Genomic DNA, 23,591 nt, shown 5'->3' with positions numbered 1-23,591 from the left:
CGCCGCCGCCGCCGCCGCCGGAATCGGCATAGATGCCGGCGCCCGCGGCGTTGCCCTGCATGCGGCTCGACGTACTGCCGATGCTGATCGTGCCCGCGTTGGTGACGGTAACGGAGCCAGACGAACCGCCGTCGCCACCCACCTGGTCGCCGAGGCCCGAGACGCTGTTGTTCTGCTCGCCGCCGGTACCGCCGCCGCTCACCGCGATGATGCCGTACATCCCGCCGCTCAGCGGCGAAACCGTGCCGTCGATCGTCATGGTTCCGTAGTTGGTGACGTTTATCGAACTGCCGGCACCGCCGTCTCCGCCGTTCGAGTCGTTGTTGTCATTGTCGGAATCGCCGTTGCCTCCCCAGGAATAGGCGGAGATCATGCTGCCGAGATATCCGGAATTGCCCGAGCCGTTCACGGTGATGCTGTTGTGCGTGGTGATCGACACGCTGCCGCCGCCGCCCGCATTGCCCTCGTCAACGCCGTCGCCGCCGCGCGAATAGGTCATGAAGACGCCGCCCACGACCCCGCCAGGCAAACTGTAGGGTGGAACGCCGGCGCTGGTCGCGTAGGTTCCCTCGGAGGTGATCGTTATGTTGTCGCCCCAGGCGCCGTCTTTTTCGTCCTTGCTGTCGGTGCCCGCGGCCCCGTTGCAGATGGACCAGGTGTATCCATAATTGCCCGCGGAAAGGTTTTGATCCGCGGCGCCGCTGCAGCTTGCCTGCGCCTGGCTGGCTATCCCCGCGCCGCACAGTCCCAAAGCCGATACGATCAGGGCGTGCAATGCATTCCGGCTGGAGACGTTTTCGGGCGGGCGGTCACATGAGAATAAGCGTTTCCGTGCTCTACCAAGAGCCGTTTCGAGCTCGTAAATAGGCGGCAGCCATCCATGGACGGTCGTTTCGAGCGTGACCGGGCGGGGGGTGAACCGTCTCGCGAAGCCCGCCCGCGGCAGGCCGATCCCGTTCACCATTTCCGTCTCCCCACCCGAATCCGCGCGCATGGCAACGGCATATGCTATTACGTGTGCAACCTCAGGGAGATCACGCGGAACTCGATGAAACCACCGATTCGGTCGATGAAACGGCGTGGCTTGATGAACAGATCGATAATTGGCGAGTGGGATATTTGACCGCATTGCCACCGCAAAACACTCCGGGATGAGCAGCCTGGCCAGCCATGCCGCCAAGTCGGGCAGACGGCGGGAAACGCAGCCGCGTGAGAGGACGGTGCCGTTCTGGCCCGTGGGCGCCGATTCATTCTGGGTGGCACATACCGTCGCCTGGATGTTCATCGCCGTTTTCGGCTTCGCCTCTCGGTTGGCAGCATTCGACAGCGTCGGCCTGGCCTTTGCGCTGACGATCGTGCTCGATCCGGTCGGCTTTGCGCTGACTGCGCTGGCGCACTTGGTCTTTCTCGGCCGATCCGGGTTCCGCCCCGTAGCCGTCGCGATGACGGTGCTCATCTATTCGGTACTCGGCGGTCTGCTGCAGATGGTTTTGGCCGGGTGGGTCAAGAACCATTTGTTCGTGGTTCCCGCACCGGTCATGGCGGGGGACCCGGCCATTCCGGTGATCTATTACACCACGGTGTTTCTCGCCTGGTCGATTGCTTATTTCTGGGTTCGCGCGGAAATCGCGGCGCGAACCGAGCGGGCCCAGCGCAGCGAAGCGCAGGCCGCGGCGATGCGTGCGGAACTGCAGCATTTGCGCCTGCAGCTCGATCCGCATTTCCTTTTCAACGCGCTCAACACGGTGGCGGCCGAGATACCCGAACGCCCGCAGGCGGCGCTGGAAATGACGCGGCGCATCGCCGCCTATCTGCGCTACTCGCTTGACAAGCATAACCGGCAACTATGCCCGCTGGCTGACGAGATCGAGGCGGTGCGCGCCTATGTCCGCATCCAGGAATTGAGGTTCGAGGACCGTCTGCAGTGCACCATCGAGGTCGATCCGGCTGCGCGGTCCATCGCGGTGCCGCATCTGATCGTCCAGGGGCTGGTGGAGAACGCCGTCAAGCACGGACTGCGCTCGCCCGCCGAGACCTTGCAGATCGGCGTCCGCATCCGTCGGTGCTTTGACGATGCCACGGTCGTCGAAGTGACCAATCCCGGCCTGCTGTCGGCACCGACGGGCACAGGGCCGACACTCGGACTCGCCAACACCCGGCGGAGGCTGGAACTGCACTATCCGCATCGCCATGAACTGTCGCTCGCGCAGGAGGACGAAACGGTTATCGCTCGGCTGCTGCTGAGGGGTTCGGCATGCTCCGTCTGATGCTTGTAGATGATGAGCCGCCGGCGCGGCGCGGGCTGCGCCACCTGATGCAGGCGCATGCCGACGCGGAGATCGTCGGCGAGGCCGGCAGCGTACAGCAGGCGCGGGAGATGGTGCTTGCGTTACGTCCCGACGCGCTGTTCCTCGACATCGAACTGGCCGACGGCCTGGGTTTCGACGTGCTCGAAAAATTGTCGCCGCCGCCGGCCGTGGTCTTCGTCACCGCGCACGACCTCTACGCGGTGAAGGCGTTCGACGTGGCGGCGCTCGACTTTCTGCTGAAGCCTGTCGACCCGGACCGGCTAGCGATTACCCTCGACCGACTGCGCCAGCGCAAGGCCGTGGCACCAGCGCAGGAGCAACAGCAGCGGAGCGGGCATGACATGGCCCATTTTTCGGAGCAGCGCCTTCACCTGCGCGTCGGCGGCCAGTCGACCATCGTGGCGCTCAACAAGATCACGCTTCTCAAGGCGGAAGAGGATTTCACCCGCATCTTCGTGAGCGGCGAGCGCGATCATCTGGTGTGCCGGCTGTTGCGACACTTCGAGGCGCAACTGCCGACGCCGCCCTTCTTCCGCGTCAGCCGATCGCTTATGGTCAACCTGGCGCGGTTGGAGAACGTGCAATGGCTTGCGTCGGGGCGATGCAGCTTTTCGGTTGGCGAAGACATCGCGCCGGTATCGCTCGGCCGCGATGCGGCGCAACGGCTCAGACGCTGCATCGACGAGATCGGGATGGTTTCGGCGTAAAGCGCTCCGCCAGCGGGCTGCATCCTCCAGCTTCCACCCAACGCCGAGCCGGTTTTGGTCAGGCGGCGCGCGCCTCGTTGGGAAGCGTCTTCCTTGAAAAATGTTCGAGCAGATGGCGTTCCAGCCGGTCGACGATCTGGGATTTCTTCAGGTGCGAGCGTTCCAGCCGAACGAAGGCATCGGCCAGTATAGGAAAGCCGTCCTCGGGAAGGTAGGCCCGCTCGCCCTCGATCAGGCTGCTCTCGACCATCACCGAGGCGCACAGCCCGGCGGTGATCGCGGCATGTTTGCCGTAGACGCTGCGACAGATGCAGGCGATTCGGTAGCGGCGGTTCATGCCTTCGAGGGCCTCGATCATCAGGCGGTGATCGAAAGCGCGCTCGTCCCACACGGCCAGTGGCAAGGGGTCGGCCATAGACAGGTCGCCCGTCGCCGGACCGGCTATGACCAGGCGGTCCTTGAAGACGATGTCGCCGCGCGTCGGCCAGTTTCCTTCGGTCAGGAAGGTCAGGTCGACGGAACCGTCGGCGATGCGGCGCGCCAGTCCCGGCGAGTCGTCGATGACGACGTTGATGGTCGCCTCGGGATAAAGCGCGGTGAACTCCAGCAGCACCTCCCGCATGACCCGCTTCACATAGCCGTCGGGAATGCCGAGCACGACAAGCCCCTGGAACGACCCGCGGCTGAACGCGGCGAGAGCCTCAGCGTGCGTCTCGACGATATCCCGGGCGAAGCCGAGCAGCGACTTGCCGTATTCGGTCAGTTCGACGTTCCCGGCGGTCCGCGTGAACAGAGGCCGCCCAAGCGTCTCCTCCAGCCGCCTGATCTGCTGGCTGATCGCCGACTGGGTGCGGCCGACCTCGCGGGCGGCGCGCGTGAAGCTGCCCGTGTCGTAGATGGCCAGGAAAGATTTATAGAGGTCGATGTCCATAAGCACTACTAATGTTTAACATTCCACTTATTCGTTGGAATTTCCAACGTCAATCGCGCAAAAGCCATGCCTTGCCGACGGGACACACGCCTGACGTGTCTGAGACCACCGGACGCAGCTTAGCTTGTTCTTGGCTGGCCAGACGTTTGGCTTCGGGCTGCCGCATCTCGTTGCCAGGCATGGAAGCGATGACCATGGGAGAGAGCATGACGCAACCATCCATCACGAAAGCACTCGCTTTCGTATGTTTTCAAGGCAAGGCCCATCGACTGCCTGCCTGATCCGCAAATCCCTCGTTTTCAGAACCCGGTCCATCCGCATCGCGGCTGGCATGACGACGACTTGACGCATCGATGGCGAAATTCCTCGCCACGGCGGAGCGCCAACACCCTGGGTTGAAGACCAACATTGCAATGCGATCTCGTCGACGGTGCGCCTTCGCGCCGATGGATAAGCATTTTCGATAGGAACCGACCACGAATGGCAACACTCGATCTCTCCAAGGCCCAGGCATCGGTAGACATGACCGATGCCGACCTCATCGCCTACGGAACCGCGGACGGCGGCCCTACAGCAACCACCTGGAGTTGGCTGTCGCCAGACGACAACGATCTCGATTTGACCGGCGCCGGCATGACCTTCGACGGAAACGGCCGCGCAACGGGCGGCCTCGTCACCGAGATCGCCATCGATGTCGGCAACAACAATGCCGCGGTGCCCGACATCTCGATCAAAGGCGCGGCAATATCGGCTCCCCTACTGGACGACAGTGCCGACAGTTTCTGGAGCCTGCTCTCAGGCAATGACGTCATCCTCGGCGCGACCAACGCCTTCGCGCCCGCCGGCACGAATTTTGTGCTGTTCGGTGACGGCATCACGGCCCGCACCGGCGAAAGCAAGGGCGGTGACGACGTCTTCGACCTGGGCAACGCGAAAGTCACGGCCTATGGCGACGTGATCACTGTCGGCCGCGCCACGGCGGGGGCGCAGACGGTGGAGTTCACCGGCGGCGCGGACGTCATGACGGCCAAGGCCTCGGCGTTCGGACAGCACATCGTCGGCGACGTCAAAGAAGTGCTGGCTTCCGGACGCATTTTCGGCGGCAACGACACGATTGTAGTCAACACCACGTCGATCCAATCCGGAGTCTGGGGAGACGTCATCAGCATTTTCGGGGTCGAGGGCGACCGGGCGGAGGTCACAGGCGGCGACGACCGGATCGAACAGGGCGCCGGGTCGGTTGCCCAGATCGTCGGGGACGCCGGAAGCATGAATTCATATGCCTTCCTGCGCGGCGGCAACGACGAGATCTACGGAAACGACCAGGGCGAACTGATCATCGGCGACGTCCAGAACGCCGGCGGTACAGTCATCGGCGGCAACGACATACTTTCCGGCGGCGGCGGCAACGATTCGATCAGCGGCGATGTCCTCAACAACTCCACGAACAGGCTGGTCGGCGGTGACGACCTGATTTTCGGCGGCGACGGCAACGATTCGATCACCGGAGAATATTCGGTCGACCCTGGCGCAAATTGCACCGGCGGCAACGACCGCCTCTACGGCGAAGCCGGAGACGACGTGATCTATGGCCAGACCGGAGACGACCTGCTCGAAGGCGGAACCGGCAACGATACGCTGACGGGCGGCGTCGGCAACGACACCTACTTCACCGACAGCTACGGCGACATCGTCGTCGAACTGGCCGGAGAAGGTTATGACACGGTCATGACGACGCTGGACGACCTGATGCTGGCGGCGAACGCCGAGAAACTCGTCTATTTCGGAAAAGGCAATTTCACCGGCAGCGGCAACGCACTGAGCAACTACATCATGGGCGGCGAAGGCAGCGACCGCCTCATCGCCGACGGCTCCGGCCAGGACATTTTCGACGGCTATCTCGGCTTCGACATCATGGACTTCAGCCGGCTGGGAGGAGCCATCATCAATCTGCGGACGCTCGTCATGGGCGGCTCCGCCGCGGGAGATTCCTTTTATCGCATCGAATCTTTCCTCGGATCGGACAAGGCCGCGGACAGCATGACCGGCGGAACGGAAAGCATCAGCTTCTCCGGCCTCGGCGGCAACGACACGCTGCGCGGTGGCGACAGTGCCGATACGCTCTATGGCGGTGTGGGCGACGACCGTCTCGACGGCGGCAACGGCAACGACATCTTCCTGGGCGGCGACGCCGGCGACGACATCATCTCCGCCGGGGCCGGCAACGACACCGCCGATGGCGGGGCGAACAATGACGCCATCCGCGGAGACGCCGGCAATGACAATCTGAGCGGCGGCACCGGCAGCGACACATTGCAGGGCGGCACCGGCGCCGACCGACTGGATGGGGGAACCGGCATCGACACCGCCTCCTATTCCGGCGCGGCGGCCCGCGTCACCGTCAGCCTCTCCAATCCGTCGATCAACAGCGGCGACGCGGCCGGCGACAGCTTCGTCTCGATCGAAAACCTCGTCGGGTCGGACTTCAACGATGCGCTGAACGGCAACAGCGCCAACAATGCAATCAATGGCGGTGCAGGCAACGACATCTTGAAAGGTTATGCCGGCAACGACCGGCTGACCGGCGGCGCCGGGCAGGACATCTTCGTGTTCAACTCGGCGCTGAACGCCGACGCCAATGTCGACACCGTCACCGATTTCAACGTCGCCGCCGACACGATGCAGCTCGACAATCTGTTCTTCACGGCGCTGCCGACGGGTGCGCTCGCCGCATCGGCCTTCAAGGACATCACCGACGGACCGAAGGATGCCAATGACCGTATCATCTACAATTCCGAGACCGGCGCCCTCTACTACGACGCCGACGGCTCGGGCACCGTATACGGCAACGTCCGGTTCGCCACGCTCACGGGAGCACCGGACATCTCGCATTTGGATTTTGTCGTGATCTGACGGGTGTCCATGACCCGCCAGGGCGTGGAGGGCAGATTCCCGTTCCGCTCTCCACGCCGAACCTTGCCTCATGGTTTTTGACAACGCCTGCAAGGGCATTCGTGAGCAGCCCGACGAGGCAGGACCAAACTCGACATGCCAATTGGGAGAAATTGGATGCGCACGGCAATCTTCACGACAGCCAATCTGGCAGTGGACGCATCACGCGCTTCCTTCGCGCTTTGGAGCCTGCTTGCCTCGAATTCCTCCTCGCGCCGCAACGTCCTGCCTGACGTTGAGGACACCCAGGACGCAGCCCTGCATCCGGTCCAACGGCCGGACGGGCTGGAGGCTTTCGATTTCCTGCACGGCTGGAAGGGACGGGAATAGCCGGCGCCTGCCACTTCGGGCACCGGGCGCGCATCTGTCTTTAGCGGGCGCGATAGAAAGGAGAATGTCATGATCGTAAATCAGTTCGTATCCGGCATGTCAGCCGCATTCTCGCTTGGGCGCAGCGGTGACCAGCTTGCCGCGACCTTTCATTACGATCTGACCGGCTTCGAGGACGAGAGTGGCGTCTTCCAGTGGGATGGCGAGATAGGTGCGGAAATCGGCGGGGACCGTGACTATCTCCGGCAGACAGCGGACCGGTCGATGGACTTGCAATTCGTTGCCACGCTGACGCCAGGCATGAACACAACCGCCAGCTATTTTGTGAACGACAATATCGGTGGGGCGGCAATCGAGCGGCAATTCAATGTCGCACTGTTCGACGCGGCAGCCGACTTTGCCGGTACTTCGGCGGTCGATCTCGTCTTCGGCTCGGCGTTCGCCGACGAATTCCGCTCCGAAGGGGCGGGCGACATGTTCGAGGGCGGCGGAGGCAGTGACCTTTATCGCGTCTACAGCGCCGACACGAAAGTGTTAGAGGCGGCGGGCGGCGGCATCAACGACCGTGTTGCGGCCGGCGTCTCCTACCTGCTGGCTGCGGGTGTCGGTGTCGAGCGGCTGACGACCAACGGCTCCACGGACACCGCCGCGATCAACCTGACCGGCAACGAACTGTCGCAGACCATCCACGGTAATGCCGGTGCGAATGTGCTCGCCGACGGCGGCGGGGCCGGCGACGTGCTGATCGGACTGGGTGGCAACGACACCTACCGGATCGACAGCACGGCCACGGCGATCCGCGAGATTGCCGGGCAAGGCAACGCGGACACGGTGATGGCGAGCATCAGCTACACACTGGCTTCCGGCGTCGGAGTTGAAATACTGACGACAGCCGATCAGGAGGGCACCACGAATATCGACCTGACCGGCAACGCGCTGCATCAGGATATCGTCGGCAATGCCGGCAGCAACATGCTTCGGGACGGGGGCGGCGCGGTCGACACGCTACGCGGGCTTGCAGGCAACGATACCTACCAGGTCTACTCTTCAGGGACGACGGTGGTCGAAGGCGCGGACGGCGGAAACGCCGACCGTGTCATGGCCGGCGTCGACTACGCGCTTAGCTCAGGCGTTCAGGTCGAGATTCTAACCACGAACGGTTCGTCCAGCACGCTTGGGATCGACCTTGCCGGCAACGAATTCGGACAGAAGATCATCGGCAACGCAGGGTCCAACATCATTGCCGGCCGGGGCGGGCTGGACACGCTTTTTGGTCTCGGCGGCGCCGACTTCTTCGCGTTTATCTCGCCGCTCGGCGCAAACAATGTCAGCACTATCGGCGATTTCAGCATCGCCGACGACACCATCTATCTCGACTCGGCGGTCTTCGGCGTGTTGCCGATCGGCGCGCTGCATGTCGACGCCTTCAAGGACATCGCGGCCGCACCGAAGGATTTCAACGACCGCATCATCTACAATTCCGAGACCGGCGCGCTCTACTACGACGCGGACGGTTCCGGGACAGCGTTCGGCAATATCAAATTCGCCACACTGGCCGGCATTCCCAACCTCACCCATGCCGACCTCGTGGTGATCTGACGGGAGCGCAACCCGTCAGCGCGTGGAAGGCGGTTTCCCGTCCCGCCTTCCACGCTTTCTTTTCCTTCGCATTCCTCCGCCGCGGTTTTCCGGCGCGGTTTCGTTAGCAAACGTCGCCCAAGGAACGGAGCATCAGCTGCGTGAACAAAGTGATCCGACCCCGATGCCAAAACTGATCATGGTCGTTGCCTTCGACCCGGACGAACATGGCAACCTTCAGCCGATCTTCGGGCCGGCCGAACAGCAGAACGAAGAATGCGCAATCCGCACCGCAATGGCGCTGTCGATGAAATATCCGGATGTCGTTGCCTGGACTCGACAGGCGGACGAGATGGGAACTTACGGCAATCCGACGGTGCTCTTCCGGACGCCGGCACTTTCCGGCGATCCCCATCGGAGACATGTCAAATGAAATTGTCCGCGCATGATCGGACTGATACGTTGGATCATGGCCGAGATCGTCAGCATAGTCCCTCGCACCGGCGCCGATGCCGACTCACGACTCGCAGCGATCGTCGATTCGTCGTTCGACGCGATCATCAGCAAGGACCTCAACAGCGTCGTCACCAGTTGGAACCATGCCGCCGAGCGGCTTTTCGGCTACACGGCGGAAGAAGCGGTCGGGCAGTCGATCCTGATGCTGATACCCGACCGCCTTCGCGGCGAAGAGGTCGACATCATCGCCCGCGTCAAGAAAGGTGAGCGGGTCGCGAGTTACGAAACGGTGCGGCGGCGCAAGGACGGCACGCTGATATCGGTGTCGCTGACCGTGTCGCCGATCAAGAACCGCGACGGCGAAATTGTCGGGGCTTCAAAAATTGCACGGGACATCACGCAGGCGAAGGAAAGCGAGCGCCGCATCCGCATGTTGATGCGGGAGGTGAACCACCGCGTCAAAAACCAGTTCGCCGTCATCCTCTCCATCATCCGGGAAACCAACAAGCACTCGATCAGCCCAGAGGATTTCGAGCGCCGCGTGCGCGACCGGATCATGGCGCTGTCGCGTTCGCATGACCTGCTTGTTACGTCGGAATGGTCGGGCGCCAGCCTTTTCGACGTGATCCAGGAGCATCTGAAGCCGTTCGGCCATGAGGACCAGATCTCGCTGTCCGGGCCGCTGCTGACGCTGCAGCCCAATGCCGTCCAGCATATCGGCATGGCGTTCCACGAGTTGGGGACCAATTCGTCCAAATATGGGGCCTTGTCGAGCGAGGTGGGGCGGATCGCCATCAGTTGGCAGGTGGCCACCAACCTGGCAGGCCGGCGCGAATTCCTGCTGAACTGGGAGGAGACTGCCATTCCGCGCAAGGTCGACAGGCGGGAGGACAGCTCACGCAGCGGCTTCGGCACAGTCGTTCTGAAGCGGGTTGCGCCGCAGGCCGTGGATGGCGCTGCAATCCTCGAACGGTCGCCGGGCCATGTGCGATGGTCGCTAACCGCGCCGTACGAAGCGGTCATCGTGTCTCCGGTGTCGGAAATGGGAGACGACCCGGTTTGATCAGGCTGTTGCCACAGCCATGGACCCGAAACAGCCTCTCGGGATTATGTCGACTGGCCGGGAAACAGCAACGCAAGTGGAACTCCGATCCGTCGCTGCAGTTATTTGAGGACAACTGCCTGACGATTGGAGAGCGTCATGACGGGCACGGATATCGAAACCAAAGAGGTCGCGGTTGTCGAATTGAAGGCTGCCTACCATCTGGAACCTCTTCTGCTCCACGAAGCACTTCGGCGACTTTGCCAGACCCACACCACCAGTTGTCTCGACAAATTCGAGCGACAGATGGTGGATCGGCTGGACTCCATGGAGGGTGACGACCCGGATTTCGCGGCAATGAAAGAGCATGCCATCCACCGCCTCTACACTGCCCTGAGCGAAGTCCGGAACCACCCCGAATCACGGAAGCCGGAGGAAGACATCCAGTCGCGGCGCACGCCGGGACGGTCGGAAAATCCGGAGACGCTCGAGGAGCAGCTTCAGCATGGGCTGGAAGATTCGTTTCCCGCCAGCGATCCGCCAGCGGTGGTATCGACCGCGATTTCGGGCAGGTCGAAGAAACTCGAAGGAGTCGAGGATGTGTTGCGCCGCAAGCGCGACGCGCAGACGAAACCGGCCTGAAGACAGTCCTATGAGCGATACCCTTGGAAGAAGCACTGTTCGCACCGGCGGATGCATGTGCGGCGAGGTGCGCTTTAGCGTAAGCGGACAGCCAAACCGGGTCGGCCTCTGTCACTGCAAGGACTGTCGCGCTTCCAGCGGGTCGGCTTTCGCGGTTTTCGCGATCTGGCCGCGTCCGGCGTTCGACGCCAAAGGGCATGTGGGCACTTATCAGGGCCGCAGCTTTTGCGTGAATTGCGGATCGCCGCTGTTCTCGCTCGGCCCGGACGAGGCTGAGATCATGCTCGGAAGTCTGGACGACGCGCCGACCGACCTGATCCCCACCTATGAGCTCTGGGTTTGCCGGCGCGAAGGGTGGTTGCCCGAGATGCCGTGGACGGATCTTTTCGAAAAGGACCGCACGGGCGAGGCAGGGGATTGGCGGCAAGCGTCACGCACGGTCGCCGAAGACGCCAAGAAGGGCTGACGCGATTTATCGGCTGATGCGGGTCGACAGGATAATTGACGACAGCGTGCGTTCCACTCCTTGCAGTTGACCGATCCGGTCGATCAGGTGGTCCAGTTCGGCGATCGACTGAGCGGCGACAATAGCAATAAGGTCGAAGCTGCCGCTCACCGAATGAAGCGTGCGGACTTCCGGAATTGCGGCAAGCTCGGCCGTGACCCGTGCCACCGCCTTCGGACCGGCAGTGATCAGCACATGGGCCTTGACGATGTTTCGCTCGAACTCGTCCGACAGGCGAACCCCATAGCCGGTGATGACGCCGTCACGCTCCAGCCGTTCGATGCGCGCCTGCACCGTGGTCCGCGACAGACCCAGGCCGCGCGCCAATTCTGAGGTCGAGGCGCGCGCGTTCTCGCTGAGCAACGCCAGCAGCTGGCGGTCTTTGTCGGTCGTCGTCATTTCGTCCAATCCTAACGGCGGATTGCCGAAAAGGATACGGCAATCCGATCAGCTTGGCGCTTTCATCCGACATCGCCATGCGGGATATCATGCCTCTCAGAACAAGCGGCTCGCGGAGGCAGATATGAAAGACGTGATCGTGATCGGCGCCGGCAAGATCGGCTCTACCATAGCAAGGCTGCTCGCCGGGTCCGGCGACTATCACGTCATCCTGGCCGACCGGCAACAGGAACAACTCGACCGCATCGAGCCGCACAAGGCCATCTCGACGGTGGCGATCGACATCGCCGACAAGGTGGCGCTTGAAACCTTGATGGCTGGCAAATTCGCCGTGCTCAGCGCCGCTCCCTTCCATCTGACAACGACGATCGCCGAGGCGGCCGCAGCCGCGAGCGTCCATTATCTCGACCTGACCGAGGACGTCGAATCCACCAAGCGCGTCAAGGAAATCGCCACCGGCGCGAAAACCGCCTTCATCCCGCAATGCGGTCTCGCCCCGGGCTTCATTTCGATCGTCGCAAAAGACCTTGTCGACCGCTTCGACACGCTGGACACGGTAAGGATGCGCGTCGGCGCGCTGCCGCAATATCCGTCCAACGCGCTCAACTATAACCTGACCTGGAGCACGGACGGCGTCATCAACGAATATATCGAGCCTTGCGAGGCGATCGTCGAGGGCCGGTTGACCAAGGTGCCGGCAATGGAGGAACTCGAGGAATTCGCGCTGGACGGCGTGACCTACGAGGCTTTCAACACGTCTGGCGGGCTCGGCACACTGTGCGAGACGCTAGACGGCAAGGTGCGCACGCTGAACTACCGCACCATCCGCTATCCCGGCCATGCCACCATCATGAAGGCGCTGCTCAACGACCTTGACCTGCGCCATCGCCGAGACGTGCTGAAGGACATTCTGGAAAAGGCCCTGCCTTCGACTAACCAGGACGTCGTGGTCATCTTTGTCACCGTCACCGGCCACAAGGACGGACGCCTCGTGCAGGAGACCTACGCCAACAAGGTCTACAGCGAGGTCATTTCCGGCAGGCTCTACAGCGCCATCCAGATCACCACGGCGGCCAGCATCTGTGCGGTTCTCGACATGCTCGCCGACGGAAAGCTGCGCGACCGCGGTTTTGTCCGGCAGGAGGAGATCTCGCTCGACAGCTTCCTCGCCAACCGGTTCGGGCGATACTACGCCACCCAGCCGCGCCTGCGCGCCGCTGGCTGAAAGCTCTGGGGAGCGCCTAGTTGCGAGGGGGAAGGGAGTAAGGGCGCCCGAGAGCGCTCGGTCATTGCTTTCTACGCGATGACATCCCCTTCCCCCTTGCACGGTGGCCGCAAGCCGAAGACAGCAGACAGCCGGCCGTGCCTGGCCGATCCGGCAGGTAGGCCTTCGGACCGTAGTCCGATCAGCTACCGAAGCTGAGACGGGCGACGGCGAATGCGCCGAGATTGATCGTCCCGCCGGCGAACGGCGTGCCTTTGGACATGAAATCCAGGTCGCTGGCTGCCCCCTCGAAGCCCGCTTCGTCGAGGACGGCTAACGTTGCGCTGCCAGACGTGCCCTGCACCGACACATCGACGATGCCATCCGACGTGTTGGCAAGCCAGAGATGCGTGACGCCCGCATCCTTCCACGCCACGGCCCGGATGCGGTCAGTATCGCCCGACGAGACCTCGGTGCGCGGCCTGCCGGCGCCGGCGGCGATACCGGCAATCACGTGATACAATGGATAGACCTGTGGGGAGGCGGCTTCGTCGAACCAGGGCTGGGCGTGCGCCAACTTGCGATAGGCGATGCCGAACTCACCGGCGGGCGATGCGACAGTCGCAGCCTCGACACCCCCATTCGCTGCCTGCGACAAGAAGCCCAGATGCCACGCCGCGCCGAACAGGCCGCGATGCCTCGGCTCGACACGCGCCATGGTGACGCGGCCATTATCCGGGTTGGGCGTCACTCGCGAGCCATAGGGGTTAAAGCTGTTGCCGATGTGCGAAGGACCGATCCGGTAGGGCTCGCCGCCGGTGAGCTTTTTGGTGGAGTGAACAATATGGCCGATCGATTCGAGCGTCTCCATCACCGAACGGTCGTCGGCGGCATGCACCACGCTCGACGTGGCGTGGGTGATGAAATCGAAGACGCCGCGCGGCGGGCGCTTGCGGTTGAGTTCGGTGAAATTGGAGAGCATGCCGCCGCCGATGCGCGCGCCGGGAAATGCCGCGCGCGCGGCTGCAGCGACCGCCTCGAAGCTCGGAATGCCTGCCGGAAAGGGACGTCCCGGCGGATAGGAGACGAGGTCTGCCGCTGGCGTGACCACAACCGCCGCGGGGGACAGGCCGGCCTCGCGGATGGCAGCCGCCACCGGCGCCAATTCGACGGCCGGCTCCGGGTCTCCTCGAAGGATGATCTCAAGCGCCAGCTTCGCGCCGGTAACGTCGGCTAGCCTGCGGTAGTGCACCAGCGGCTCCTGCCATGCGGCCGAGCGTAGGTCGAGCCGGCAGTTGAGATGCGATACCGAGGCCTGCTTGACCAGCGCCGACGCGCTCGCCGCAAGCTCCGCATCTTCCGGCAGTACGCTGATGCCGATCTCCGGCATCGCGCCTGCCTCGTTGCCAAGGTTTACGGCCACAGGGCCGGCTTGGGCGGGTTTTGCCGGAAGCTTGCCGGAAAAGCGCAAGCTGACCGACTGGGAAACCTCCTCGCCCCCGGGGATCGTGTAAGGCCAGGGAAGAAAAAGCGGCCTGCTATAGGTCTTCAGCGAAGCGTCGGTCCAGTTGCGGTGATCTTCCGTCTCCCAGCTATCGCCCTCCATGCGGATCGTCGCCCTGACGCCCGGCAGCGGCGAATGCGTCATCGCGCGGACGAGCAGATAGGGCTGGTCCGGAACGATCTCCGCCGGCACCACCGCCTCCTCGATCGAACCGTCGACATGCTCGACGGTCATTGGCTCGCCGACGACGCCGCGCAGCGGATGCAGGATGACGAAACCGGTGCGGCAGGTGACGAAATCCTTTTCAGGCCGACCCTTGCCGACCAGGGTCAGCGAGCCGTCGGCCTCGCCGCGATAGGAGCCGTGCCAGACGAAGTCGCCATCGATGGTCGGGCAGCGTGCGTCGAATTCGAGCGAGAAACCGTTTTCACCTTGATCGAGCTTCAGATTGTCGATCTGCGGGATCGCGGTGCTCCAGTTGCGGTCGCGGATGAGGAACGAGATTGCGCGAATCACCTCGACCCCGCCGAGCCTGATCCACCGCAACTGGCCCGCATCAAACGTCGCGGTTACAGGTCCTGCCTTGAGTTCAAAAGTCTCCGGAAGAGGTTCGGTGGTTCCGTATAGAAGCACGTTGCGGTCGACCATGGTCCGAGCCCCCTCCCCGACGGCGCGTTCAGCGTGACGCCGCGCATAAAACAGCGTTGGAAAGCCGCCTGCAAGGCGTCGGAATGGAGAATGGCCGGTTGCGGCCGTTTTTCCAGCAGATGACGCGGCAAGGCCGCGAAGGATTTCAGCCCTCGCGGCCTTGTGGCCAATCAATCAGATCGGGCCTGCGGAAAAGACGATCAGCCGGCGGCAACGGCTTGCAGCGTCTCTACCACCGTATCGACATCCTCATCCTTCATGTCAGGATAGAGAGGCAGTGACAGGCAGCGGGCATAGTAGCGGTCGGCGCCCGGCAGTTCCGGTGAAGCGGAAGCTTCGACATAATAAGGCTGGCGGTGGATCGGGATATAGTGAACCTGCGTGCCGACGCCCTTCTCACGAAGCTTGTTCATAAACTTTGCGCGGCTTGTGCCAATGCCCTCGAAATCGACCAGCGCGACCATCAGATGCAGTGCGGAATTGCTGCCCTTCGGAGCCTCGACCAGACGCAGCGTGTCGCTGTTCAGCCTGGCGAAGGCTTCGCGATAGCGGGCAGTGAGCGCACGCCGGCGTTCGAGGAATTCAGGCAGGCGGCCGAGCTGGGAAAGGCCGAGCGCGGCCTGGAAGTCGGTCAGGCGGTAATTGAAGCCGAGCGTGCGCAGCTCGTGGTACCAAGGGTTGGTCGCACCGTCGGTGTCGAAGGCGAGCGCGGCATTGCCGAACCCTTCCCGCTCGCGCTCCAAGCCATGGTTGCGTTCCAGACGCAACTGGCGCGCCATCTTGTCGTCATTGGTGGTGATCGCGCCACCTTCGCCGGTGGTGATGGTCTTGACCGGGTGAAAGGAGAAGACGGCCATGTCGGAATAGGTGCAGTCGCCGACATTCCACGGCTGGTCGGCGGTGGATTCGGTGCCAAGCGCATGGCAGGCGTCCTCAACGATCTTCAGGCCGTGAGCGCGCGCTATCTTAGAGATCTCGGCCATCGGCACCGGGTTGCCGCCCATGTGGACGACGAACACCGCCTTCAGCCGCTTCGGATCGGCGCGGGAAATCGCTTCCTCCAGAGCGGCAGGCGTAATCAGCGCCGTATCGGGATCGACGTCAGCGAAAATTACGTCGGCGCCGACATAGCGCGGTCCGTTCGCGGTCGCGACGAAGGAGATCGAGGGGACGATGACTTGGTCGCCGGGCTTCAGGCCGAGCGCCATGCTTGCAAGATGCAGCGCAGCCGTACCGTTTGCGCAGGCAATGGCATGTTTTACGCCGATGAATTTCGCCAGCGCTTCCTCAAATACGCCGACGGCTGGGCCGGTGGTGAGGAAATCGCCCCGCAGGACATTGACGACCGCCTGGATGTCATCCTCGCTGATAGACTGCCGGCCATAAGGTAACATTCAAAAGACTCCGCCGTAGGTGGGGCAAACTGTTTTGTTGGCTTCAGAAGTGTCGAGAGGAATCGCCCCGACCAATCCGACAAGGAGATGAGCGTTTGGCCGGAATTGTGGCACGCCCCAAAAGCGGCCGGACTATTGCCGCACTATCGGCGCGCGTCAAGCTGCTCCGGGAGGCACAAAAGACGGTCATCGCGGGGAAGTTGCACGCCGGGGTTTCCAACTTTCATCTTCTGCAACGCAACATATTGACTTTGGCTGCCGCCCGCTGTTGAACGGCGCCATTCGTCTCTTCGGGTTTTGGGGCACCCTTAATCAACGTTCAGAATCGGAGCAAGCGGACTGCGAAAACGCCGACGCTTGCCGAACCAGCGAGATAGAGAATGCAACTTGTAGACCTGAATAGCCGGAACATCCTTGTGACCGGAGGTACCGGTTCTTTCGGCAGGGCCTTCATCAACAGGGTCCTCTCCACCAGCACCCCCGACCGGATCGTCGTTTATTCGCGTGACGAACTGAAGCAGTATGAGATGCAGCAGGCGCTGCGCCAGAAGTTCCCCGCCGAGAAGCTGCACTCGCTGCGCTTCTTCATCGGCGACGTCCGCGACCAGGACCGCCTGCGCATGGCCATGCGCAACATGGACTATGTCGTCCACGCAGCCGCGCTGAAGCAGGTGCCGGCCGCCGAATACAATCCGATGGAGTGCATCAAGACCAACATCATGGGCGCCGAGAATGTTATCGCCGCTGCCCTGGACAATGATGTGGAAAAGGTCGTCGCGCTCTCCACCGACAAGGCCTGCAACCCGATCAACCTCTACGGCGCTACCAAGCTGGCTTCCGACAAGTCGTTCGTGGCCGCCAACAACCTGGTCGGCCGCAACCGCCGGACCCGCTTCGCTGTCGTGCGCTACGGCAACGTCATCGGTTCGCGCGGCTCGGTCGTGCCGTTCTTCGCCGCGCTCGCCAAGCAGAACGCCGACATTCCGATCACCGACGAGCGCATGACCCGTTTCTGGATCACGCTGGAGCAGGGCGTCGACTTCGTGCTCTCCAGCTTCCCGATCATGCAGGGCGGCGAGATCTTCGTGCCGAAGATTCCGAGCGTGAACATCATGCAGCTCGCCAATGTGATCGCGCCGAACTGCAAGACCCACACCGTCGGCATCCGTCCGGGCGAGAAGCTGCACGAAGTGATGATCTCGGTCGACGACGCCTACATCACCGTCGACCTCGGCAGCCGATATGCGATCGAGCCGGCGTTCGACGATTTCGCGCGCAAGTCGCTGAAGGAGACAATGGGCGCGACCGCTGTGGCGGATCGCTTCACCTATTCCAGTGACACCAACCCCGACGTGCTGGACGACAACGGGCTGCGCAAACTGCTCGCCGAAGCCGGCTACTGATTCGCACAAAGCATCGCTTTTTCGAAGGCCGTCCGGTTTCCGGGCGGCCTTTTTGCTTGCCTGCGATGATTGGACGCAGAACGCCGGCGGGCATGAAAAAACCCAGCGGCACGATGCCGCCGGGTCATTTTTCAGTTCGGTTTTTCGGCTGGCTTTGAAAGCCTCAACCCAGAAGATCCCAGCTTACCGGCGTGCCCTTCTTGACCGGCTTGGAGACACGGCGGCCGAGCAGCGTATCGTAGAATTTCGGCGCCAGGCCAAGGCCCGGCCGGATGCTACGGATGTTGTCGGCGGAAATCTCGCCTCCGGCCTCGATGTCCTTGGTCACGTAAAGCGAGCGGCGGCGCGTGCGGCCCTTCTGCTCCGATTCCGTGGCGCCGTAGAAGATCGAGCCGAGTGCGGCCTGCGCGACCTTCACACCATCGACAAGCGCCGTGAACTCCTGCGGCTCCAGCGAGAAGGCCGAATCGACGCCGCCCTCGGCGCGCGACATGATGAAGTGCTTTTCGATCACCCCTGCCCCCAGCGCGGTGGCGGCAACGGCGGCGCCGATGCCCAGCGTATGGTCGGACAGCCCGGCCTCGCAGTCGAACAGCTTTGCCAGGTGCGGGATGGTCCGCAGGTTGGAGTTTTCCGGCGAGGCCGGATAGGAGCTGGTGCACTTCAACAGCACGAGATGTTTGCAGCCGGCGCCGCGCGCCGCCGTCACCGCGTCGTCGATCTCGGCGATGGTGGCCATGCCGGTGGAGATGATCATCGGCTTGCCGGTGGACGCCACCTTCTTGATCAGCGGGATGTCGACGCATTCGAACGACGCCACCTTGTAGCAGGGCACGTCCAGCGTCTCCAAGAAATCCACCGACGTGTCGTCGAAGGCCGAGCTGAAGGCCAGCATACCGTGGCTCTTGGCGCGGTCGAAGATCGGCTTGTGCCATTCCCAGGGAGTGTGGGCTTCCTTGTAGAGGTTGTAGAGGTCGCGGCCCGCCCACAGCGAGGACGGATTGTTGATGACGAACTCGCCCTCCTTGACGTCGAGCGTCATGGTGTCGGGCGTGTAGGTCTGCAGCTTCAGCGCATCGGCGCCCGACGCGGCCGCGGCATCGACGATCGCCAGCGCCTTGTCCAGCGAGGCGTTATGGTTGCCGGACATTTCGGCGATGATGAAGGGCGACTGGTCGTTCGCCCTTTCGGTACCGGCAAACAGAAGTTCTTTCAGACGGGCCATGATCTCTGTCTCTAATCGGGGGTTTTGGGGCGGAGGGAGACCGCCCATTCGGTCGGCGTCACCTATCGCAGGCTTTTTCGCGTGTCGCAAGAAAGTCGGCGAGCCCCTCGGCAAGGCCGTAACGCGGCCGCCAGCCGAGAACAGCAGCCGCGTGCGCAATGTCCATGCGATTCTTGCGCACCGGCGCCTCATGCGAATTCTCGGTGACGAGATTGCCGGCATTGCCGAAGACGGCATTCACAGTCTCGGCCATCTGCACCACGCTGTAGGCGTCGCCGCAGCCGATGTTGAAGGTGCCCCCGGCATTCTTGTCGTCAAGCGCGGCGAGCACCGCGCCCACCGCGTCACGCACGTAAAGCTGGTCGATGCTGATCAGCCGGTTGCCCTGCAGTGTCAGTGTGCGTTTTTCCGTGGCCTCGTTTATGAAGCGCATCAACGCTGGCGTGCCTTTCTCACCATGGCCGTAGACGGCGGCGAAGCGCAGGTTGGTGAGCACGACGCCGGCCGTAGGCGCGTAGAGGTTGGCGTATTGCTCGGCCATGAGCTTGGAGAGGCCGTAGGCGTTGAGCGTCAGCGGCACCTCGGTCTCGCGATAAGGCACCTCGTTTTTTGCCGAATAGACAGCGATGGTCGAAGCGATCACCACCTTGCCGACGCCGGCCGCCTTCGCAGCACGCATCAGGTTTTCCGTCGCCAGCACGTTCGGTTCCATGAATGGCGCCAACCGGTTGGGCTCGTCCTCGCGGGTCATTCGCCTCCCGGCCAGGTGCACGATGGCCTGGACCCCAGCAAACGCCGCCTTCAGGCTTTCCTCGGAATAGTCGGTCTTGAGCGCCGTCAGTCCGCCCCGGGCGGACTTGTCAGAATTAGCGCGGCCGAGAGCGACCACTTGGTGCCCGTCGCCGATCAGCGTCTCGACCAGATAGCGGCCGATGAAGCCGGACGCGCCCGTCACCGCAACCTTCATTGTCGCCTCCGATCATCTACCTGGACAGAAAGCCGCCCGGGCAGGCGCAACAACCGCCGAAGAAAGGCGATTTTTCGACCGCCTTAGCGTTTCCTGACGTAGTAGCCGACTACTTCCAGCCGTCCGTTCACCGGCACGACCGGCTGGCCTTGCTGGTAACGGTATTCGTGATAGAGCGCGTCTTCCGGAATCGGGAACTCGGTCTTGTCGAAAGGCTTTCCGGGCGGCATCTGCTGGAACATCAATTCGTAGACGGCGCCCGGATCGTTGCGGCCGTTCTGCCTGGCCACCGATTCGCCCGTCAGCCGCCGCACCGCCCCGTCGAGGAAATCGATGTCGCGCGCCGCCTTGATCAGCCGCCAGACATGGCAACCGTCGAGTCGCGGCGCGATCTCGACGATGCGCGGTCCCTCGGGCGTGACGATCATCTGGTAATAAAGCGTGCCGTCCTTGATGCCCAGCGCCCGAGTGACATCCTCGACGAGCTTGCCGGCCTCCTTGACGAAATGCTCCGGCACATGGACGATCGGGATCAGATGGCCGGTCGGGATGCCGAAATTGGCGCCGGTGTGGACGAGGCGTTCGGAGAGCTCGGAGACGACAAGCTCGCCGTCGCTGACAAGCACGTTGCAGGAGATCTCGACACCTTCGAGAAAGGCCTCGATGATGGCGCTCTTCGGCTCCTTGCAGGCGTCGATCGCGATCTCGATTGCTTCGGCAAGATGGGCCTTTTCGAACACTTTCTGGACGCCGCGCTGGCCCTGCGCGTCGGTCGGCTTGACCACGCAGGGGAACACCGACCAGTCGCTCGCCTGGTCCGCCGAGGTCACTTCCGCGAAGGCGACGGGGCTCAGATTGCGGCTGTTCAAGAATTCCCGCAGCAGCGGCTTCTTGTTGAAGATATCGACCAAGCCACTGTCGAAGAAATGTGGCAGGCCAAGCTTTTCCGATACCTCGGTGGCAGCAGTGATGGCAACGTCGGACGAGATCGAATAGACGATCTCCGCCTTCTTCTCGCGCGCCAGCGCGGAGACGGCGTCGACATCCCTGATGTCGAGCTTGACGAAGCTGTCCGCCAGCGTCTCGCCGGGGTCGCCGACCTGCCTGCCGGACACGGCGGTCACGTTCCAGCCGCGCTCCTTCAGGTAGCGGATCAGATCCGCCTGGCCGGCATTGGCGCCAAGCACGATGGCCGCGTTGTTCGTCATTTCTTTCGGTCCTTCAGCAAATGCTCGGCAAGCCGCCGGGCTCCCTGACCATCGACGGCATTCCTGCCGACCCGTGTCATTTGGGCACGGCGCGGTCGGTCTGCGATCAAAGAGACGACGCGGTCGCCGAGCAGTTCCGGGGTGAGATCGGAGACACGTCCGAGGAAGATCGCCGCGCCGAGCTTTTCCCAGGCATCGCACTGGCGAAGCTGGTTGTCGGCAAGCGCCGTCACCACCATTGGCAGCCCGCAGGCAGCCGCCTCGTAGATGCTGATGCCGCCGCCGAGGATCGCCAGGTCGCAACTGGCGAACAGGCCGGCGATATCCTTCGGCTCGACATGCAGCGTGACGCGATCCCCGGCATGTTCGTCGATCCAAGCCTGGATGACCGGGATATTGGGGTTGCGTGACCCCGACATGACGGCGAAGCGGATATTTTGCGCCGTCCGGCCGATCAGCGCCTTAAGCGTCAGCAGGACGGCGCCCTGATCATTGCCGCCGCCGAAGGAGACAAGGATCGTCCTGACCTCTCTGTCATCCGGCTGGAGTTCGAGCGGCGGGAATTCCGGCCGCAGCACCGAAAAGCTCGGGCCGAACAGCATTTCGGAGTGGGGATTGAGCAAATGGGGCCGCCAACGCTCCGCGGTTTCCGAAGGGCTGCCGTGGACGATCATGTCCGCCCAGAAGCGGTTCGGCTTGCTCGCATCGAAATGCTGCATCCAGATCAGCCCTTCGTCCCTGAGCACTTCCTGAAAGCGCTCGTCCGTCCGGTAGTCGTCGAGTACCGCGCGGCGCGCGCCATGCGAGCGTGCGATTTCGACGAAGTTCCGAGCGTCGCTCGTGCCGGATTGCCAATCCAGGACCGGCACCCAATCGTCGAACAGGACCTTGTCATTTTCGTTGCAGTAGTCGAGCGACGGCCCGACCATGACGCATGTCTGACCGGCGTCGCACAGCGCTCCGGCAAAAGTGCGCGAGCGCATCAGATGGCCGATGCCGATCGCCGGACTGACGTCGCAGCGGAATATGACCGAGGGCCGGTCCGTCACGCCGCCGCTCCCTTGCCGAGCGCGGAAAACATCATCTCGGCGCGCTTCCAGTCGTCCTCGTTGTCGATGTCGTGGACCCGCCAGTTGGGGATCATGACCGGCGCCGCCTGCGGGCCGAACATCGGCTCTTCGCTGAGGAAGGCGTCACGCCTGCCCCAATAAAACTGTCCGGCGTCGTGAAACACCTCTTCCAGGTCCTGGGTGCGGGTCAGGCGATGCTCCGGCTGGCACATCTCGACGCCGCCACCCGCGGCGCGCCTCAAGGCACGCTGGATCGGATAGGCATAGGCCGTCGCGGAGAATGCGAACTGACGCCCGTCGGCGGTCAGCCGCTGGAGCCCCTGACGGAGATCGTCCGGTTCAACAAAGGCGGCTGTCGCATAGATGCAGCAGACCGCTTCAACGAGGCCGAACGCGCGCTCGGCCTCGCTTATCGCATGCTGGATGACTTTTCGGGTGCCGGTGTGGTCGTCTGACAGTTCCGCCGGTCGCAGGAACGGCGCCTCGGCGCCAGCGGCCACGGCAACGTCGCGAATCTCCACATCGTCGGTCGAAACGAGGATGTGGTCGAAGACCCCGGAATCAGCCGCAGCCTTGATCGCCCATGCGATCATCGGCTTGCCGGCAAAAACCCTGACATTCTTGCGCGGCACCCGCTTGCTGCCGCCGCGCGCCGGAATGACAGCAACTCTCAAAGGCCAAGTCTCCTGCCTGCTGGACGCCCTGCTGGATCGAGCGCGGGAAGCCGTCGCGGACTGTCGTGAGCGCCGGGAAGCACCGGTCGCAACGGCGGCGCAGTCATAGTCCGGGCATGTTCGAGCCGTCAAGTTCCGCATCGAATGCTTGGCTAACGGTAGCCGCCAAGGGTCGAGACCCACTTTTCAGTATTCATCAGGACGAATGGTCCTGATCGCCACGTTTGACATTCGGCAGGATATGACTAAGCACTCGCCGTTGGGACGCGGGATCGTTATAATGGTTGGCAGTCGACCGAACCGCGCCTGTGGCCTGAAGCCTGCTGTCACAAGCGGGCAGCCGGAATCGAATATGTAGTCGTGAGACCTGAGATCGCAGCGACTGAAAGCAACCCAGCTCGATGGAAAGAGGGAGATCGGGCATACGCGAGACGCATGAAAGC

General features: G+C 63.0%; 20 protein-coding genes and 1 pseudogene. 11 read left to right on the top strand and 10 right to left on the bottom strand.

Annotated features, from left to right (window positions below; all coding sequences use genetic code 11):
• Positions 1 to 775, bottom strand: a pseudogene (locus ABMA59_RS30705) (autotransporter outer membrane beta-barrel domain-containing protein); the annotation flags it as partial.
• A 376-nt stretch (positions 776 to 1,151) separates the two neighbouring features.
• Here ABMA59_RS30705 and ABMA59_RS30700 point away from each other — a divergent pair.
• Together ABMA59_RS30700 and ABMA59_RS30695 are read left to right on the top strand one after the other, a co-directional pair.
• Positions 1,152 to 2,267, top strand: a complete 1,116-nt coding sequence (locus ABMA59_RS30700; RefSeq protein ID WP_349009183.1) for a sensor histidine kinase — start codon at positions 1,152 to 1,154, stop codon at positions 2,265 to 2,267.
• Entirely contained in the window at positions 2,255 to 3,016 is a 762-nt protein-coding gene (locus ABMA59_RS30695; RefSeq protein WP_349009182.1) for a LytR/AlgR family response regulator transcription factor, read from the top strand. The genes ABMA59_RS30700 and ABMA59_RS30695 overlap by 13 nt, the downstream gene beginning before the upstream one ends.
• A gap of 58 nt (positions 3,017 to 3,074) precedes the next feature.
• Here ABMA59_RS30695 and ABMA59_RS30690 read toward each other — a convergent pair whose 3' ends face one another.
• Positions 3,075 to 3,947, bottom strand: coding sequence for a LysR family transcriptional regulator (locus tag ABMA59_RS30690; protein ID WP_349009181.1), 873 nt, complete (start codon positions 3,945 to 3,947; stop codon positions 3,075 to 3,077).
• Between the two features lie 480 nt (positions 3,948 to 4,427).
• On the opposite strand from ABMA59_RS30690, the gene ABMA59_RS30685 reads away from it, so the two are divergent.
• From ABMA59_RS30685 to ABMA59_RS30655, 7 genes are all read left to right on the top strand, one after another.
• Positions 4,428 to 6,860: a beta strand repeat-containing protein gene (locus ABMA59_RS30685; RefSeq protein ID WP_349009180.1), complete on the top strand. Its 2,433-nt coding sequence runs from the start codon at positions 4,428 to 4,430 to the stop codon at positions 6,858 to 6,860.
• 156 nt (positions 6,861 to 7,016) lie between these two features.
• Positions 7,017 to 7,229: a hypothetical protein gene (locus ABMA59_RS30680; RefSeq protein ID WP_349009179.1), complete on the top strand. Its 213-nt coding sequence runs from the start codon at positions 7,017 to 7,019 to the stop codon at positions 7,227 to 7,229.
• Between the two features lie 69 nt (positions 7,230 to 7,298).
• A complete protein-coding gene (locus ABMA59_RS30675) occupies positions 7,299 to 8,828 on the top strand; it encodes an autotransporter outer membrane beta-barrel domain-containing protein (protein WP_349009178.1) in 1,530 nt (509 codons plus the stop codon).
• Positions 8,829 to 8,850: 22 nt separating this feature from the next.
• On the top strand, positions 8,851 to 9,240 hold the full coding sequence (locus ABMA59_RS30670; RefSeq protein WP_349009177.1) for a hypothetical protein: 390 nt from the start codon (positions 8,851 to 8,853) through the stop codon (positions 9,238 to 9,240).
• Between the two features lie 12 nt (positions 9,241 to 9,252).
• Entirely contained in the window at positions 9,253 to 10,326 is a 1,074-nt protein-coding gene (locus ABMA59_RS30665; protein ID WP_349009176.1) for a PAS domain S-box protein, read from the top strand.
• Positions 10,327 to 10,464: 138 nt separating this feature from the next.
• Complete coding sequence (locus tag ABMA59_RS30660; RefSeq protein WP_349009175.1) at positions 10,465 to 10,947, top strand: hypothetical protein; 483 nt, start codon at positions 10,465 to 10,467, stop codon at positions 10,945 to 10,947.
• Positions 10,904 to 11,413, top strand: a complete 510-nt coding sequence (locus tag ABMA59_RS30655; protein ID WP_484534587.1) for a GFA family protein — start codon at positions 10,904 to 10,906, stop codon at positions 11,411 to 11,413. Before ABMA59_RS30660 ends, ABMA59_RS30655 begins: the two co-directional genes overlap by 44 nt.
• Before the next feature lie 6 nt (positions 11,414 to 11,419).
• Here the strand turns inward: ABMA59_RS30655 and ABMA59_RS30650 are convergent, their stop codons facing one another.
• Positions 11,420 to 11,851, bottom strand: a complete 432-nt coding sequence (locus ABMA59_RS30650) for an Lrp/AsnC family transcriptional regulator (protein ID WP_349009173.1) — start codon at positions 11,849 to 11,851, stop codon at positions 11,420 to 11,422.
• Between the two features lie 124 nt (positions 11,852 to 11,975).
• Here ABMA59_RS30650 and ABMA59_RS30645 point away from each other — a divergent pair, with 124 nt between their 5' ends.
• On the top strand, positions 11,976 to 13,076 hold the full coding sequence (locus ABMA59_RS30645; protein ID WP_349009172.1) for a saccharopine dehydrogenase family protein: 1,101 nt from the start codon (positions 11,976 to 11,978) through the stop codon (positions 13,074 to 13,076).
• 181 nt (positions 13,077 to 13,257) lie between these two features.
• Here the strand turns inward: ABMA59_RS30645 and ABMA59_RS30640 are convergent, their stop codons facing one another.
• Both ABMA59_RS30640 and pseC read right to left on the bottom strand, forming a co-directional pair.
• Entirely contained in the window at positions 13,258 to 15,207 is a 1,950-nt protein-coding gene (locus ABMA59_RS30640; protein ID WP_349009171.1) for a D-apionate lactonase family protein, read from the bottom strand.
• Positions 15,208 to 15,407: 200 nt separating this feature from the next.
• On the bottom strand, positions 15,408 to 16,601 hold the full coding sequence (pseC, locus tag ABMA59_RS30635; RefSeq protein WP_349009170.1) for a UDP-4-amino-4,6-dideoxy-N-acetyl-beta-L-altrosamine transaminase: 1,194 nt from the start codon (positions 16,599 to 16,601) through the stop codon (positions 15,408 to 15,410).
• A gap of 380 nt (positions 16,602 to 16,981) precedes the next feature.
• Here pseC and pseB point away from each other — a divergent pair, with 380 nt between their 5' ends.
• Positions 16,982 to 18,004 (top strand): UDP-N-acetylglucosamine 4,6-dehydratase (inverting), encoded by a 1,023-nt coding sequence (gene pseB / locus ABMA59_RS30630; RefSeq protein ID WP_349009169.1) that lies wholly within the window; start codon positions 16,982 to 16,984, stop codon positions 18,002 to 18,004.
• A gap of 163 nt (positions 18,005 to 18,167) precedes the next feature.
• Here pseB and pseI read toward each other — a convergent pair whose 3' ends face one another.
• The 5 genes from pseI to pseF all read right to left on the bottom strand — a co-directional run bounded on the left by pseI (position 18,168) and on the right by pseF (position 23,148).
• Positions 18,168 to 19,229, bottom strand: a complete 1,062-nt coding sequence (gene pseI / locus ABMA59_RS30625; RefSeq protein ID WP_308060088.1) for a pseudaminic acid synthase — start codon at positions 19,227 to 19,229, stop codon at positions 18,168 to 18,170.
• A 58-nt stretch (positions 19,230 to 19,287) separates the two neighbouring features.
• Complete coding sequence (locus ABMA59_RS30620) at positions 19,288 to 20,196, bottom strand: NAD-dependent epimerase/dehydratase family protein (protein WP_349009168.1); 909 nt, start codon at positions 20,194 to 20,196, stop codon at positions 19,288 to 19,290.
• 83 nt (positions 20,197 to 20,279) lie between these two features.
• Entirely contained in the window at positions 20,280 to 21,404 is a 1,125-nt protein-coding gene (locus ABMA59_RS30615) for an ATP-grasp domain-containing protein (protein WP_349009167.1), read from the bottom strand.
• Complete coding sequence (locus tag ABMA59_RS30610) at positions 21,401 to 22,453, bottom strand: PseG/SpsG family protein (protein ID WP_349009166.1); 1,053 nt, start codon at positions 22,451 to 22,453, stop codon at positions 21,401 to 21,403. Before ABMA59_RS30610 ends, ABMA59_RS30615 begins: the two co-directional genes overlap by 4 nt.
• A complete protein-coding gene (pseF, locus tag ABMA59_RS30605; protein WP_349009165.1) occupies positions 22,450 to 23,148 on the bottom strand; it encodes a pseudaminic acid cytidylyltransferase in 699 nt (232 codons plus the stop codon). Before pseF ends, ABMA59_RS30610 begins: the two co-directional genes overlap by 4 nt.
• Between the last annotated feature and the right edge of the window lie 443 nt (positions 23,149 to 23,591).

The organism is Mesorhizobium yinganensis (assembly GCF_040081985.1).
Taxonomy (GTDB): Bacteria; Pseudomonadota; Alphaproteobacteria; order Rhizobiales; family Rhizobiaceae; genus Kumtagia; species Kumtagia yinganensis.
Note: the sequence above shows the minus strand (reverse complement) of the source record. Positions and strands in the feature narration are given on the sequence as shown.

What these genes read in the sequence shown, in the direction of transcription:
- ABMA59_RS30700 (WP_349009183.1), top strand. Translation starts at nt 1,152, where the DNA reads ATGAGCAGCCTGGCCAGCCATGCCGCCAAGTCGGGCAGACGGCGGGAA.
- ABMA59_RS30695 (WP_349009182.1), top strand. Translation starts at nt 2,255, where the DNA reads ATGCTCCGTCTGATGCTTGTAGATGATGAGCCGCCGGCGCGGCGCGGG.
- ABMA59_RS30690 (WP_349009181.1), bottom strand. Translation starts at nt 3,947, where the DNA reads ATGGACATCGACCTCTATAAATCTTTCCTGGCCATCTACGACACGGGC.
- ABMA59_RS30685 (WP_349009180.1), top strand. Translation starts at nt 4,428, where the DNA reads ATGGCAACACTCGATCTCTCCAAGGCCCAGGCATCGGTAGACATGACC.
- ABMA59_RS30680 (WP_349009179.1), top strand. Translation starts at nt 7,017, where the DNA reads ATGCGCACGGCAATCTTCACGACAGCCAATCTGGCAGTGGACGCATCA.
- ABMA59_RS30675 (WP_349009178.1), top strand. Translation starts at nt 7,299, where the DNA reads ATGATCGTAAATCAGTTCGTATCCGGCATGTCAGCCGCATTCTCGCTT.
- ABMA59_RS30665 (WP_349009176.1), top strand. Translation starts at nt 9,253, where the DNA reads ATGATCGGACTGATACGTTGGATCATGGCCGAGATCGTCAGCATAGTC.
- ABMA59_RS30660 (WP_349009175.1), top strand. Translation starts at nt 10,465, where the DNA reads ATGACGGGCACGGATATCGAAACCAAAGAGGTCGCGGTTGTCGAATTG.
- ABMA59_RS30655 (WP_484534587.1), top strand. Translation starts at nt 10,904, where the DNA reads ATGTGTTGCGCCGCAAGCGCGACGCGCAGACGAAACCGGCCTGAAGAC.
- ABMA59_RS30650 (WP_349009173.1), bottom strand. Translation starts at nt 11,851, where the DNA reads ATGACGACGACCGACAAAGACCGCCAGCTGCTGGCGTTGCTCAGCGAG.
- ABMA59_RS30645 (WP_349009172.1), top strand. Translation starts at nt 11,976, where the DNA reads ATGAAAGACGTGATCGTGATCGGCGCCGGCAAGATCGGCTCTACCATA.
- ABMA59_RS30640 (WP_349009171.1), bottom strand. Translation starts at nt 15,207, where the DNA reads ATGGTCGACCGCAACGTGCTTCTATACGGAACCACCGAACCTCTTCCG.
- pseC (WP_349009170.1), bottom strand. Translation starts at nt 16,601, where the DNA reads ATGTTACCTTATGGCCGGCAGTCTATCAGCGAGGATGACATCCAGGCG.
- pseB (WP_349009169.1), top strand. Translation starts at nt 16,982, where the DNA reads ATGCAACTTGTAGACCTGAATAGCCGGAACATCCTTGTGACCGGAGGT.
- pseI (WP_308060088.1), bottom strand. Translation starts at nt 19,229, where the DNA reads ATGGCCCGTCTGAAAGAACTTCTGTTTGCCGGTACCGAAAGGGCGAAC.
- ABMA59_RS30620 (WP_349009168.1), bottom strand. Translation starts at nt 20,196, where the DNA reads ATGAAGGTTGCGGTGACGGGCGCGTCCGGCTTCATCGGCCGCTATCTG.
- ABMA59_RS30615 (WP_349009167.1), bottom strand. Translation starts at nt 21,404, where the DNA reads ATGACGAACAACGCGGCCATCGTGCTTGGCGCCAATGCCGGCCAGGCG.